Consider the following 10899-nt stretch of genomic DNA (forward strand, 5'->3'; position numbering starts at 1 on the left):
CTACGCGATGCGCCCGACGTGAGCCATGGCCTGCCGCAGGAGCGCCCCGTGCCCGCCGGTCATCTCGAGCTGGATGCGTTCGGCGAGGGCCTCCTCCGGTGTGAGCCAGGCGAGGTCCAGCGCGTCCTGCTGCGGTCGGCAGTCGCCCGCGACCGGCACCACGTACGCGAGCGAGACGGCGTGCTGACGCGGGTCGTGGTAGGCGGTGATGCCGGGCGTCGGGAAGTACTCCGCGACGGTGAACGGCTGCGGCGACGGCGGGATCTGGGGGAGCGCGACCGGCCCGAGGTCCTTCTCGAGGTGTCGCAGCAGCGCGTCGCGCACCCGCTCGTGGTACATCACCCGACCGGAGATCAGGGCGCGGGACATCTCGCCCTCCTGGTTGACCCGCAGCAGGAGCCCGACGGCCACGACGTCGCCCGAGTCGTCGACGCGCACGGGAACGGCATCGACGTACAGCAGCGGCAGCGTCCGGCGCGCGGTCGCCATCGCGTCGTTGCTGAGCCAGCCGGAGGGGCGTTCGGGTTCGCGAGGGTACTCGGCGGTGTCGGTCACGGTGCCTTTTCTACCCCGGACGGGGCCGTCGGGTCGCACCGACGCGCACCGGCGTCGGGAATACCCGGGCGCTCCGGAGTGCTCTACCGGCCGCAAGCCACACACCTGAGGAGGACCCCCATGGCCACGACCGAGCTGACCGGTGCCACGATCCAGCAGACGATCAACGACAACGACATCGTCCTCGTCGACTTCTGGGCGGAGTGGTGCGGCCCGTGCAAGCGCTTCGGTCCGGTGTTCGAGACGTCGTCCGAGCAGCACCCCGACGTCGTGCACGCCAAGGTCGACACGGATGCCGAGCAGGAGCTCGCTGCCGAGCTGAACATCTCCTCGATCCCGACGCTCATGGCGTTCCGCGAGGGTGTCCTCGTCTTCAGCCAGGCGGGCGCACTGCCTGGTCCGGCGCTCGAGCAGGTGCTTCAGGGCGTCAAGGAGCTCGACATGGACGACGTGCGCCAGCAGATCGCGGCGGCACGCACAGGCACGCAGAGCTGAGACCGCCGCACCGAACCACCTCGACGGGCCCGCCGCGCACGCGCGCGACGGGCCGTCGGTGCGTCCTGACCTGGTGCGGGAGACGGGACTCGAACCCGCACGCCCGTGGGGGCACCAGGACCTAAACCTGGCGTGGCTGCCGTTTCACCACTCCCGCGCGCTCCGATGATTCCACAGGGGCCAGAAGTCGCTCGACGGGTGGCGGCGGCCGCCCCGTCAGGCGATCTTCAGGTCGCGCCGGAGCTTCGCGACGTGTCCGGTGGCCTTCACGTTGTACTGGGCGAGCTCCACCCTGCCGTCCGGGCCGACGACGACTGTCGAACGGATCACGCCCGTCACGGTCTTGCCGTACAGCTGCTTCTCGCCGTACGCGCCCCAGCCCTCGAGCACGGACCTGTCGACATCGGACGCGAGCGGGAACGTCAGACCGTCCTCCGCGGCGAACCGAGCGAGCTTGTCGACCGGGTCGGGCGACACGCCGATGACGGCGTAGCCGGCCGCGGCGAGCGACGTCAGAGAGTCGCGGAAGTCGCACGCCTGGGTGGTGCAGCCCGGCGTCATCGCGGCGGGGTAGAAGTACACGACGACGTGCTGCCCGCGCAGGTCGGAGAGCGTGACGGAACCGCCGTCGGCCGTCGGGAGCGTGAAGTCGGGGGCGAGGTCTCCGGTGGACAGGCGCGGCATGGTGCTCCTGGGTCGTGGTCGGTGCTGCTCGGGCGGCTGCGGGCGATGCCAGCCTACGGTCGCGGTAGCGTCGGTCGACGTGAGCGCACCCCGGTCGTCCGAACGGCCCACTCTGCCGATCCGCATGCTCAACGACAGGCTGCTGGTCGAGCTGGACCCCGACGCCGCCGAGCGCCGCTCGTCCGGTGGCATCGTCATTCCCGCGACGGCCGCCGTCGGCAAGCGGCTCGCGTGGGGCACGGTGGTCGCGGCGGGCCAGCAGGTCCGGCAGGTCGAGGTGGGCAACCGCGTGCTGTTCGACCCCGACGAGCGCGGCGAGGTCGAGCTCGACGCCCGCACCTACCTGCTGCTCCGGGAGAAGGACGTGCATGCCGTCGCGCAGCCGGGGGTCGGCGGCGCCGGGACGGGGCTGTACCTCTGAAGGGGCATTCGCGCATCGCGGATCGGTGGGGCGCGCTTGCGCCGGAGCGTGCCGGGTGTTCGGATGGTGGATCGCCGAGCAGAGGGGGACAGCGCGTGGTTCAGAACGACCCAGACCTGACCGTGGACGTCGGCGCACCCGATGGCCCGACCGGATCGGACGCAGCCACGCCCGATCCGGCAGATGCTGCCGGTGCCGTGATGCAGCTGCTCGCCGAGGGCGTGCCGTTGACGCTGCTCGCTGATCTCGCCGCCCCGGACGGCCCCGCCTCCCAGGTCATCCTCGAGACCGAGGGGCTGCCCGACGACGCCTGGTGGGAGACCGAAACGGACACCGACCAGGCCCCGGACCAGGCTTCCGACGAGCTCGTCCCCGACCCCCAGGCCGCTCGCGAGTGACGCGCGTCACGCGCGGGGACGTGAGTTCGTCTCTGCGCCTGACCGGTGGTAACGTTTCGCCCCGCGCGCCATTAGCTCAATTGGCAGAGCAGCTGACTCTTAATCAGCGGGTTCGGGGTTCGAGTCCCTGATGGCGCACAACATCGAGGTCGTGGTCCGCAGCGTGCGGGCCACGACCTCGATCTCGTCCGGGGCTAACGGTGGGTGGCTCGATCGCGGTGAGGTCGGTGCCGATGATCGGGCAGTGGCAGCTCTCGCACTCCAGGTGAGCCGACACGACCTCGCCGCAGTCGTGCAGGAGCACCGTCTCGCTGTGCGGTGCGTCCGGAAGCCACCGGGTTCCCCACTGGTCGAGCATCAGCAGGACGGGCCGCAAGGCGGTGCCCGCGTCGGTGGCGTGGTACTCGAACCGGGGCGGGTGCTCGGAGTACGAGCGCTTCTCCAGCACGCCTGAGGTCACGAGCGTCGTGAGGCGTTTGGTCAGGATGTCCTTCGGTGCGCCCGTGTTGCGCTGGATGTCGACGAAACGGTGGACGCCGTAGAAGACCTCACGAAGCACCAGCAGGCTCCACCGCTCCCCGACGACCTCGAGGGCCGACGCGATCGAGCAGGTACGGGGCACGACAGACACGGCGCCCCCGGCGGGCCGGAGCTCTACCAGTTCGTCCTCGACCACCTCGATGTGGCCGAGCCGGCACTCGCGGCCGCCACCTCCGCGGAGGGCCTCAGCTCGGCGCTCCTCGCCGCGTTCCCCGCAGCAGGCGGTGCGGGTCTGCTCGACATCCAGAACGGGTACCTGTTCCCGGTGGCCTAGCACGCACGACGCACGGCAATGAGGGCTCCTGCTCGCTCGGCGAGGTGTGGCCGGATCCCGGGTCACGCGTCACGATGGGTCGGACCATCAACGGCGGGACGGAGCGACCATGAGCGAGGCCGAGCGGCAACCATCCGGAGTCCGCGAGTACGACGTCGTCGTCCTCGGGGCGGGTGCGACAGGGGAGAACGTCGCGGACCGGGCGCGGCGCGGTGGCCTGAGCGTCGTCGTCGTCGAGGACGAGCTCGTCGGGGGTGAGTGCTCGTACTGGGCCTGCATGCCGTCCAAGGCGCTGCTGCGTCCGGGCGCGGTCCTTGCTGCAGCGCGCGCCGTGCCCGGCGCGGCCGGCGCCGTCACGGGCCGGCTGGATGTCGCCGCCGCCCTCGCGCGCCGCAACACGTTCGCGTCCCACTGGGACGACCACGGACAGGTCGAGTGGCTCGACGGCGCAGGGATCGCGCTCGTGCGCGGGCGCGCGCGCTTCGCCGGCCCGCGCACGGTCGTCGTGGAGGACGACATGGGCCTGGAGACCGTCGTGCGCGCGCGGCACGCCGTGGTCGTCGCGACCGGGAGCGAGCCCGCTCTGCCGGACGTCGACGGTCTCGCCGGAGCGGCACCCTGGACGAGCCGGGAGGCCACGTCGGCCCAGGAGGTGCCGGCGTCGCTCACGATCCTCGGAGGTGGGGTCGTCGCGGTCGAGATGGCCGTCGCCTACACGGACCTGGGGGCCGCCGTCACGGTGCTCGTACGCGGCGACAGGCTGCTCGCGCGCGCCGAGCCGTTCGCGGGCCGCGAGGTCGCCGACGCGCTCGTCGCGCTGGGGGTCGATCTGCGGACCGGGGCGGCGGTGGCCTCGGTGCACCGCGGGCCCGACGGCGTCCACGTCACGCTGGCAGACGGGGGTGAGGTCGTCTCGGAGCAGCTGCTCGTCGCGACGGGCCGTACACCCCGGACCGCCGACCTGGGGCTCGAGATCCTCGGGCTGCACCCGGGCGCTCGGCTCGAGGTCGACGAGTCGATGGCGGTCGGTGCCGTCGCGGGCGGCTGGCTGTTCGCGGCGGGCGACGTCACCGGACGGACCGCGACGACGCACCAGGGGAAGTACGACGGACGCGTCGCGGGCGACGTCGTGGCCGCCCGCTTCGGGACGTCCGAGGCGGATCGCCACGCCGAGGGGTCCGCAGCCCGCTGGAGCCGGTACCGCGCCAGCGCCGACGGCGTCGGGGCGCCGCAGGTCGTGTTCTCCCGGCCAGAGGTGGCCTGGGTCGGGCTGACCGAGCAGGCGGCCCGCGACGCCGGGCTGGACGTCCGCGTCGTGCAGCACGCCGTGTCAGCCGTGTCGGGGGCCGCCGTGGCTGCCGACGGGTACGCGGGCACCGCACAGCTCGTGCTCGACGACGCCCGCGGCCTCGTCGTGGGCGCGACGTTCACCGGTCCCGACGCCGCGGAGCTGGTGCACGCGGCGACGGTCGCCGTCGTCGGCCAGGTACCGCTCGACCGGTTGTGGCACGCCGTCCCCGCCTACCCGACGGTGAGCGAGGTGTGGCTGCGGCTGCTCGAGGCTGCAGGGCTGTGAGCGCGGTCCGCGCGACCGTCAGCTCGCGAGGGAGCCGTCGCTCGACAGGACCAGGCCGATCGCGGCCTCGCCGTGGCGCACCGCGTCGCCGATGAGGCCGAAGTCGTAGGACTTGAAGTCGGAGAACTTCAGGCCGTACTTCGACTCGAGACCGGGCTGGCAGAACGGCCGCTGCGGGCACTCCGCCGGTCCGGCCAGGACGAGCGACCCGCAGGCCGCCGCGAGCTCGCTCAGCGTCGTGACGTTGTGCTCCTGGGCGAACTCGCTCGTCACCGCGAACGCGTTCTGGTCCTGTGCGGCCGACGCCGTCCCGAACGTGAGGCCCACGCCGGTCCCGAGCGTCGTCAGCGCGGTGACGGTCGCCGTGACGTCGCTGCTCGCGACCGGGGTCGCGCTCGCACCGTTGACCTTGGTGTTGAGGAACTCGGCCAGCGTCGCGGCGTACTCGGGCGTGGCGGTGATCTGTCCGCTCTCGAGCGCCGGGAGGTAGGTCTCCCGGTTGCCGATCGTCTGCACGTCGGCGGTGTAGCCGGCCGAGCGCAGCACCGCGGCGTACACCTCGGACAGCGTCGCGCTCTCGGAGAAGTTCGCGGCGCCGATGACGACGTGACGACCCCCGCCCACCGACGCGTCGGGTGCGGTGAGCCCGGCGTCCTTGACGTACGCGGCCGCGACCTCGCTCGACGTCTTGCGGTCGATGTCGACCGACTTGTTCAGGCCGATGAGCTTCGTGGTGTCGAGGGACGCCGACACCGTGTCGAGGAGCGGGACGAGCGCGGGGTCGGCCGCCGCGGCCGCCGCGTTGACGGCGGGGATGATGTTGTCGGCGTTCTGCAGGCCCTTGTCGTCGGTCAGGACGACGAGCTTGTCGCCCTTCACCGGCGCGCACGTCGCCGCACCCGACGCGGTCGCTGCGGTCGTCGCGGCGACGCCGCCGCCCGAACCGGGCGAGCCGCACGCGGCGAGCAGGAGTGCTCCGGCTGCGGCCAGTGCAGCTGCGGCGGCGATCGGGGGTGTGCGCATGACGGGCTCCTCGCGGTGGCGTGCCGGGATGTCAGCAGCCATTCGACCCGCGATCCGGACATCTGGCAAGTGAGCCGCCCGACGTCGCCTCATACCGACGACGACGTGGCCCGCTGCCGCATCGGCGCCGGTGTGAGGACGTGCTGGACCCCGGCCAGGATGCCTTCGGCGACCAGGCAGAGCAGTGCGACGAGCACGCCGCCCGCGAGCACCTGTCCGTAGCGCTGCAGGGCGAGCCCGGTGACGATGATCGAGCCCAGGCTCGTCCCGCCGACGAACGCCGCGAGCGGCACGGTCGCGATGACCTGCACGGCGGCGGTGCGCAGACCGGCGGCGACGAGGGGGAGCGCGAGCGGGAGCTCGACGAGCGCGAGCGAGCGCGCCGCCGACATGCCCATGCCACGGGCCGCGTCGCGCACGTCGGCATCGACCTCGAGCACGCCGGTGTAGGCGTTGGTCAGGATCGGCGGGACCGCGAACACGGCGACGGCGAGCGTCGTCGCCGTCTGGCCGAACAGCCCGCCCGACGCGAAGATCGTGAGCAGCGCGAAGGTCGGCAGCGCTCGTGAGGTGTTCGCGAGCACCACGGTGAGCGCCCCTCCGGCGTGCCGGTGACCGAGCCACACGCCGAGCGGCAGAGCGATGACCGCGGCGAGCAGCACGGCCGCGACCGAGATCGTGAGGTGCTCGCGGGTCAGCGCCAGCACACCGTGGGTGCCTGTCCAGTTCAGGGGGTCGTTGAGCCACGCGACCGCGTCGGAGACGACGTTCATCCCACGGCCCTCACGTCGTCCGCGCCGAGCGGGACCACGGCGTGATCAGCCGGCCCACGACGTACAGGACCAGGTCGCACGCGAGCGCGAGCGCCAGGCACAGCAGCGTGGCGGTGAGGATCTCGGCGTGGTAGCGGCTGCGGAACCCGCGGAACATCAGCTGACCGAGCCCGCCGTACCCGACGACGACGCCGACCGTGGTGAGCGCGACCGTCGAGACCGTCGCGAGCCGCACACCGGCAACGATGGCGGGCAGCGCGTTCGGCAGCTCGACCCGCAGGAGCAGCCGCGCGGGACCGTACCCGAGGCCGCGCGCCGCGTCGCGCACCTCCTCGGCGACCCCGTCCAGCCCGACGACGATGTTGCGCACGAGCACGAGCAGCGCGTACGTCACGAGACCGATCAGGACAGTCGTGCGGCCGATGCCGGTGAACGGCGCCAGGACGGCGAACAGGGCGACCGAGGGGACCGTGTAGAGCACACCGGCGAGGCCGACGAGCGGCGCGGCCAGGCGCGGTCGGGTGTGCGCGAGCGCGGCGAGCGGGAGGGCGATCACCAACGCGATGAGCACGGCCTGGATCGTCAGCGTCGTGTGCTGCTCGAGCGCGTGGGTCAGGTCAGAGTGGTTCCGCACGACGTAGTCCCACGACAGCCACGGGTTCGCGGCCACGTGCACCGGGCCAGCGGACGTCATCGTGATCACGCGTGCGAACGTACCCGGACTCGCCGGGCGGCGCGACGCCGACCGCCCGACACGTCCTCGCGCGTGCGGGCACCGCTCGGGCACCCGCGTGCGCATCCGTGCGCGGGTGTCGGCCGGGACGGGTAGCGTCCGTCGCGTGGCGACGTCGATCGGGTTCGAGCACGTGCGCAAGGTCTATGCGGACGGCACGGTCGCCGTCGACGACTTGACGCTCGACGTCCACGAGCACGAGCTCCTCGCGCTCGTCGGTCCGTCGGGCTGCGGGAAGTCGACGACGCTGCGCATGGCCAACCGCCTGGTCGAGCCGACGTCGGGGCGGATCGTCCTTGGCGGCGAGGACGTCACGCACGTCGACGCGGTGGGACTGCGCCGGCGCATGGGGTACGTCATCCAGCACGTGGGGCTCTTCCCGCACCGGACCGTCGCGCAGAACGTCGCGACAGTCCCGCAGCTGCTCCGGTGGGACCGCGCGCGGTCCCGGGCCAGGGTCTCCGAGCTGCTCGAGCTGGTCGGGCTCGACCCCGGCGTGTACGGGCGCCGCTACCCCCACGAGCTGTCCGGGGGCGAGCGTCAACGCGTCGGGGTCGCGCGCGCACTGGCTGCCGACCCGCCGGTCCTCCTGATGGACGAGCCGTTCGGCGCGGTCGACCCGGTCGGGCGTCGACGGCTCCAGGGGGAGTTCCGCCGCATCCAGCGCGAGCTCGGGACGACGGTCATGCTCGTGACGCACGACGTCGACGAGGCCGTGCGGCTCGCCGACCGGATCGCGGTGCTCAGCCCGGGCGGACATCTCGAACAGCTCGCCGACCCGGTGCAGGTGCTCGCGGCACCCGCGAGCCCTGCCGTCGCCGACCTCGTCGGGACCGATGCCGCCGTACGGCTGCTGTCGCTCGGCCGACTGCGTCGCGACGACCTCGGACCCGTCACCGGCGCCCCGACGGTGGACGCTGCCGCCGAGTCGTTCCCCGTCGACCGAGCTGAGCTGGCCGTCGGGTCCTCCCTCGAGGACGGGTTCGCGGCGCTCGCCGGAGCGCGCGGCGGGTCGGTCGCCGTGATCGAGCACGGGGCCGTCGTCGGGAGCCTTGACGCGGACCGCCTGCTCGCGGCGCTGCGTCGTGTGATGTTCGACGCGCAGCACTCCCCGGTAACCTCCCCGACCACCACGGTGGGTACTCTGCCCGGGTGAGCTCCCGCCGCATCGCCCTCGCCACGTGCTCGTCGCTGCCAGCCCTGGACGACGACGACGTCCCCCTCGTGCCGGCGTTCGCCCAGCGTGACGTCGTGGCCGAGCCCGTCGTGTGGGACGACCCCGCAGTGGACTGGTCGGTCTACGACCTCGTCCTGATCCGCTCGACGTGGGACTACACCGACCGCCCGCGCGAGTTCGTCGACTGGATCCGACGCGTCGAGCAGTCCACGCGCCTGGTCAACCCCGCGTCCGCGGTGGAGTGGAACATCGACAAGTCCTACCAGCGCACGCTCGAGCGCGCCGGCCTGCCGATCGTGCCGACCATCTGGCTGGACCCCGAGCGCAACTTCGACTCACGGTCGATCCACACCCGGTTCCCGGCCTTCGGGGACTTCGTCATCAAGCCGACCATCAGCGCCGGGTCGCGTGACACGGGACGGTACTCGGCGGGCGAGACGCCGTCGCGCGCTCTTGCCATCACGCACGCGAAGAACCTCCTGCAGGCCGGTCGGCACGTCATGCTCCAGCGATACCTGCGCCAGGTCGACACCGTGGGGGAGACCGCCATCGTGTTCATCGACGGCGTGTTCAGCCACGCGGTCCGCAAGGCCCCGCTGCTCAGCGGCCCGTTCCGCGCGCCGACGACGCCGTCCGTGCTGTACAAGGAAGAGGTCATGTCGGCGCGCGATGCGAGCCCCGCGGAGCGTGAGGTCGCCGAGCGCGTCGTGGCCGCTCTGCCCGAGCTCGTCCCCGGTGTCGACGGACCGCTCGTGTACGCGCGCGTCGACCTCATCCCCGACGACGCGGGCAACCCGGTCGTGCTCGAGCTCGAGCTCACCGAGCCGTCGTTCTTCTTCGCGCTGGCGCCCGGATCGCTCGACCGCCTCGTGGACGCGGTCGTCGGCCGCCTCTGAGCCGCCGGCGCGGCCCAGGGACTCGGCACGACGCGAGCTTCTGGACGACGCCAGCTTCTTGACGACACAGATCCTGGGACGACACCGGTCCTGGGACGACGAAGGGCGCCGCACTCACGAGTGCGACGCCCTTCGAACCATGGGGTGAGTAACGGGACTTGAACCCGCGACCCCCTGGACCACAACCAGGTGCTCTACCAGCTGAGCTATACCCACCATGGATCTCGCCCCTCGGAAGGGGCGAGAAGAAGTGTACCGGCTCGGACGAGGTGCTCTCACGTCCGACGATGCACAGCCCGTCAGCGTGCCGCAGGACCCTCCGGGCCGACCAGCGTGTCCTCGGCGACCGAGGCGAGGTTCACCGACGTCGCGATGACCTGCGCTGCGACGGCCTTGGCCTGCTTCGAGTCGGGCCCCGGCTGGGGGACCAGCAGCGCGGCGCGGTAGTACCGCAGCTCGTCGATGCTGTCGAGGATGTCGCCGAGCGCGCGGTGGCCGCCATGCTTCTCGGGAGACGCGAAGTAGACGCGCGGGTACCAGCGGCGCGCGAGCTCCTTGATCGACGAGACGTCGATCACGCGGTAGTGGAGGTGCGCGGACAGCTCGGGCATGTCGCGGTCGAGGAAGTTCTTGTCGGTGCCGACGGAGTTGCCGGCCAGTGGCGCCTTGCCTGGGTCGGGCACCCACGTCTTCACGTACTCGAGCACCTGGGCCTGAGCATCGGCGAGGGTGGTGCCGGTCGGCAGGTCCTCGAGCAGGCCGGACGTGACATGCATCGCGCGGACGAAGTCGTTCATCTGCTCGAGCGCGCCGGGCGGGGGTGCGATGACGACCTCGACTCCCTTGCCGAGCACCGTGAGCTCGGAGTCCGTCACGACGACGGCGACCTCGATGAGCGCGTCGGCCGTGAGGTCGAGGCCCGTCATCTCGCAGTCGATCCACACGATCCGGTCGTTGCTGGTGCTGCCGTTGCCTGTCGTCGTCACGGTGCCAGCCTACGGTCCCGGGCCGGGCTCTCGTGCGGAGCCTGGACCGTCGCGGCGACGCCGGCGGCGACGAGCACGAGGAGTCCGGCGGCTGCCCCAACGAGAACCGCGGTCCGCCATCGGATCCCCGCCCAGCCGAGCACGAACGTCGTGGAGGCCGTTGCTCCGGCCGCCAGCGCGACGCGTTCGACAACCGTGGGCAGCCACGCACGCAGACGCGCGAGGCGAGCCGACTGGGGTGCGGGCGCCCCCGGTGCGGACGCAGTGCCGTGGCGACCCATCAGCGACGGGGAGGCCGGGGTGCGTGCGCGTGCATCCCGTCATGCTTCCACGGGTTGCGACGGGCGTGGTGCGGGTCGTCTCGACGG

The 10899-nt window shown here is 72.2% G+C and carries 14 protein-coding genes and 3 tRNA genes; 8 read left to right on the forward strand and 9 right to left on the reverse strand.

The genetic code is table 11. The annotated features are described in order from the left end of the window. Window positions 1-555: an NUDIX hydrolase family protein gene (locus VFW79_RS15140; protein ID WP_329678121.1), complete on the reverse strand. Its 555-nt coding sequence runs from the start codon at window positions 553-555 to the stop codon at window positions 1-3. A gap of 120 nt (window positions 556-675) precedes the next feature. On the opposite strand from VFW79_RS15140, the gene trxA reads away from it, so the two are divergent. Further along, window positions 676-1050, forward strand: a complete 375-nt coding sequence (gene trxA, locus VFW79_RS15145; protein WP_329678122.1) for a thioredoxin — start codon at window positions 676-678, stop codon at window positions 1048-1050. A 71-nt stretch (window positions 1051-1121) separates the two neighbouring features. Here trxA and VFW79_RS15150 read toward each other — a convergent pair. Together VFW79_RS15150 and bcp are read right to left on the reverse strand one after the other, a co-directional pair. Next, window positions 1122-1207 (reverse strand) — tRNA-Leu (locus VFW79_RS15150). Window positions 1208-1266: 59 nt separating this feature from the next. Then, complete coding sequence (gene bcp, locus VFW79_RS15155) at window positions 1267-1734, reverse strand: thioredoxin-dependent thiol peroxidase (protein WP_329678123.1); 468 nt, start codon at window positions 1732-1734, stop codon at window positions 1267-1269. Window positions 1735-1858: 124 nt separating this feature from the next. On the opposite strand from bcp, the gene VFW79_RS15160 reads away from it, so the two are divergent. The 3 genes from VFW79_RS15160 to VFW79_RS15170 all read left to right on the forward strand — a co-directional run bounded on the left by VFW79_RS15160 (window position 1859) and on the right by VFW79_RS15170 (window position 2691). Further along, window positions 1859-2155: a co-chaperone GroES gene (locus tag VFW79_RS15160; protein WP_329678135.1), complete on the forward strand. Its 297-nt coding sequence runs from the start codon at window positions 1859-1861 to the stop codon at window positions 2153-2155. Window positions 2156-2250: 95 nt separating this feature from the next. After that, window positions 2251-2553 carry a hypothetical protein gene (locus VFW79_RS15165; protein WP_329678124.1) on the forward strand — a complete coding sequence of 101 codons (303 nt, stop codon included), beginning with the start codon at window positions 2251-2253 and terminating at the stop codon, window positions 2551-2553. A 65-nt stretch (window positions 2554-2618) separates the two neighbouring features. Then, window positions 2619-2691, forward strand: a tRNA-Lys gene (locus VFW79_RS15170). On the opposite strand, the gene VFW79_RS15175 is transcribed toward VFW79_RS15170, so the two are convergent. Further along, the gene (locus tag VFW79_RS15175) at window positions 2657-3175 is read right to left on the reverse strand and encodes a helix-turn-helix domain-containing protein (protein ID WP_329678125.1); all 519 of its coding nucleotides are present in this window, start codon (window positions 3173-3175) and stop codon (window positions 2657-2659) included. The two genes, VFW79_RS15170 and VFW79_RS15175, sit on opposite strands and share 35 nt — an antisense overlap. A 60-nt stretch (window positions 3176-3235) precedes the next feature. Here VFW79_RS15175 and VFW79_RS15180 point away from each other — a divergent pair, with 60 nt between their 5' ends. Both VFW79_RS15180 and VFW79_RS15185 read left to right on the forward strand, forming a co-directional pair. Next, window positions 3236-3367, forward strand: coding sequence for a hypothetical protein (locus tag VFW79_RS15180; protein WP_329678126.1), 132 nt, complete (start codon window positions 3236-3238; stop codon window positions 3365-3367). A 109-nt stretch (window positions 3368-3476) separates the two neighbouring features. Beyond that, window positions 3477-4943, forward strand: coding sequence for an NAD(P)/FAD-dependent oxidoreductase (locus VFW79_RS15185; protein WP_329678127.1), 1467 nt, complete (start codon window positions 3477-3479; stop codon window positions 4941-4943). 18 nt (window positions 4944-4961) lie between these two features. Here the strand turns inward: VFW79_RS15185 and VFW79_RS15190 are convergent, their stop codons facing one another. The 3 genes from VFW79_RS15190 to VFW79_RS15200 all read right to left on the reverse strand — a co-directional run bounded on the left by VFW79_RS15190 (window position 4962) and on the right by VFW79_RS15200 (window position 7433). Next, window positions 4962-5966, reverse strand: coding sequence for a glycine betaine ABC transporter substrate-binding protein (locus VFW79_RS15190; RefSeq protein WP_329678128.1), 1005 nt, complete (start codon window positions 5964-5966; stop codon window positions 4962-4964). Between the two features lie 89 nt (window positions 5967-6055). After that, window positions 6056-6739, reverse strand: a complete 684-nt coding sequence (locus tag VFW79_RS15195; protein ID WP_329678129.1) for an ABC transporter permease — start codon at window positions 6737-6739, stop codon at window positions 6056-6058. A gap of 10 nt (window positions 6740-6749) precedes the next feature. Beyond that, window positions 6750-7433: an ABC transporter permease gene (locus VFW79_RS15200; protein ID WP_329678136.1), complete on the reverse strand. Its 684-nt coding sequence runs from the start codon at window positions 7431-7433 to the stop codon at window positions 6750-6752. Window positions 7434-7578: 145 nt separating this feature from the next. Between VFW79_RS15200 and VFW79_RS15205 the strand changes: the two genes are divergently transcribed. Further along, entirely contained in the window at window positions 7579-8628 is a 1050-nt protein-coding gene (locus VFW79_RS15205) for an ABC transporter ATP-binding protein (protein ID WP_329678130.1), read from the forward strand. Continuing rightward, on the forward strand, window positions 8625-9545 hold the full coding sequence (locus VFW79_RS15210) for a hypothetical protein (protein ID WP_329678131.1): 921 nt from the start codon (window positions 8625-8627) through the stop codon (window positions 9543-9545). The genes VFW79_RS15205 and VFW79_RS15210 overlap by 4 nt, the downstream gene beginning before the upstream one ends. 140 nt (window positions 9546-9685) lie before the next feature. On the opposite strand, the gene VFW79_RS15215 is transcribed toward VFW79_RS15210, so the two are convergent. After that, window positions 9686-9761 (reverse strand) — tRNA-His (locus tag VFW79_RS15215). Window positions 9762-9844: 83 nt separating this feature from the next. Beyond that, window positions 9845-10531: an oligoribonuclease gene (gene orn, locus VFW79_RS15220; RefSeq protein WP_329678132.1), complete on the reverse strand. Its 687-nt coding sequence runs from the start codon at window positions 10529-10531 to the stop codon at window positions 9845-9847. Between the last annotated feature and the right edge of the window lie 368 nt (window positions 10532-10899).

Source organism: Cellulomonas sp., from assembly GCF_036279715.1.
Taxonomy (GTDB): domain Bacteria; phylum Actinomycetota; class Actinomycetes; order Actinomycetales; family Cellulomonadaceae; genus Cellulomonas_A.

What these genes read in the sequence shown, in the direction of transcription:
- trxA (WP_329678122.1), top strand. Translation starts at nt 676, where the DNA reads ATGGCCACGACCGAGCTGACCGGTGCCACGATCCAGCAGACGATCAAC.
- bcp (WP_329678123.1), bottom strand. Translation starts at nt 1,734, where the DNA reads ATGCCGCGCCTGTCCACCGGAGACCTCGCCCCCGACTTCACGCTCCCG.
- VFW79_RS15160 (WP_329678135.1), top strand. Translation starts at nt 1,859, where the DNA reads ATGCTCAACGACAGGCTGCTGGTCGAGCTGGACCCCGACGCCGCCGAG.
- VFW79_RS15185 (WP_329678127.1), top strand. Translation starts at nt 3,477, where the DNA reads ATGAGCGAGGCCGAGCGGCAACCATCCGGAGTCCGCGAGTACGACGTC.
- VFW79_RS15190 (WP_329678128.1), bottom strand. Translation starts at nt 5,966, where the DNA reads ATGCGCACACCCCCGATCGCCGCCGCAGCTGCACTGGCCGCAGCCGGA.
- VFW79_RS15195 (WP_329678129.1), bottom strand. Translation starts at nt 6,739, where the DNA reads ATGAACGTCGTCTCCGACGCGGTCGCGTGGCTCAACGACCCCCTGAAC.
- VFW79_RS15200 (WP_329678136.1), bottom strand. Translation starts at nt 7,433, where the DNA reads ATGACGTCCGCTGGCCCGGTGCACGTGGCCGCGAACCCGTGGCTGTCG.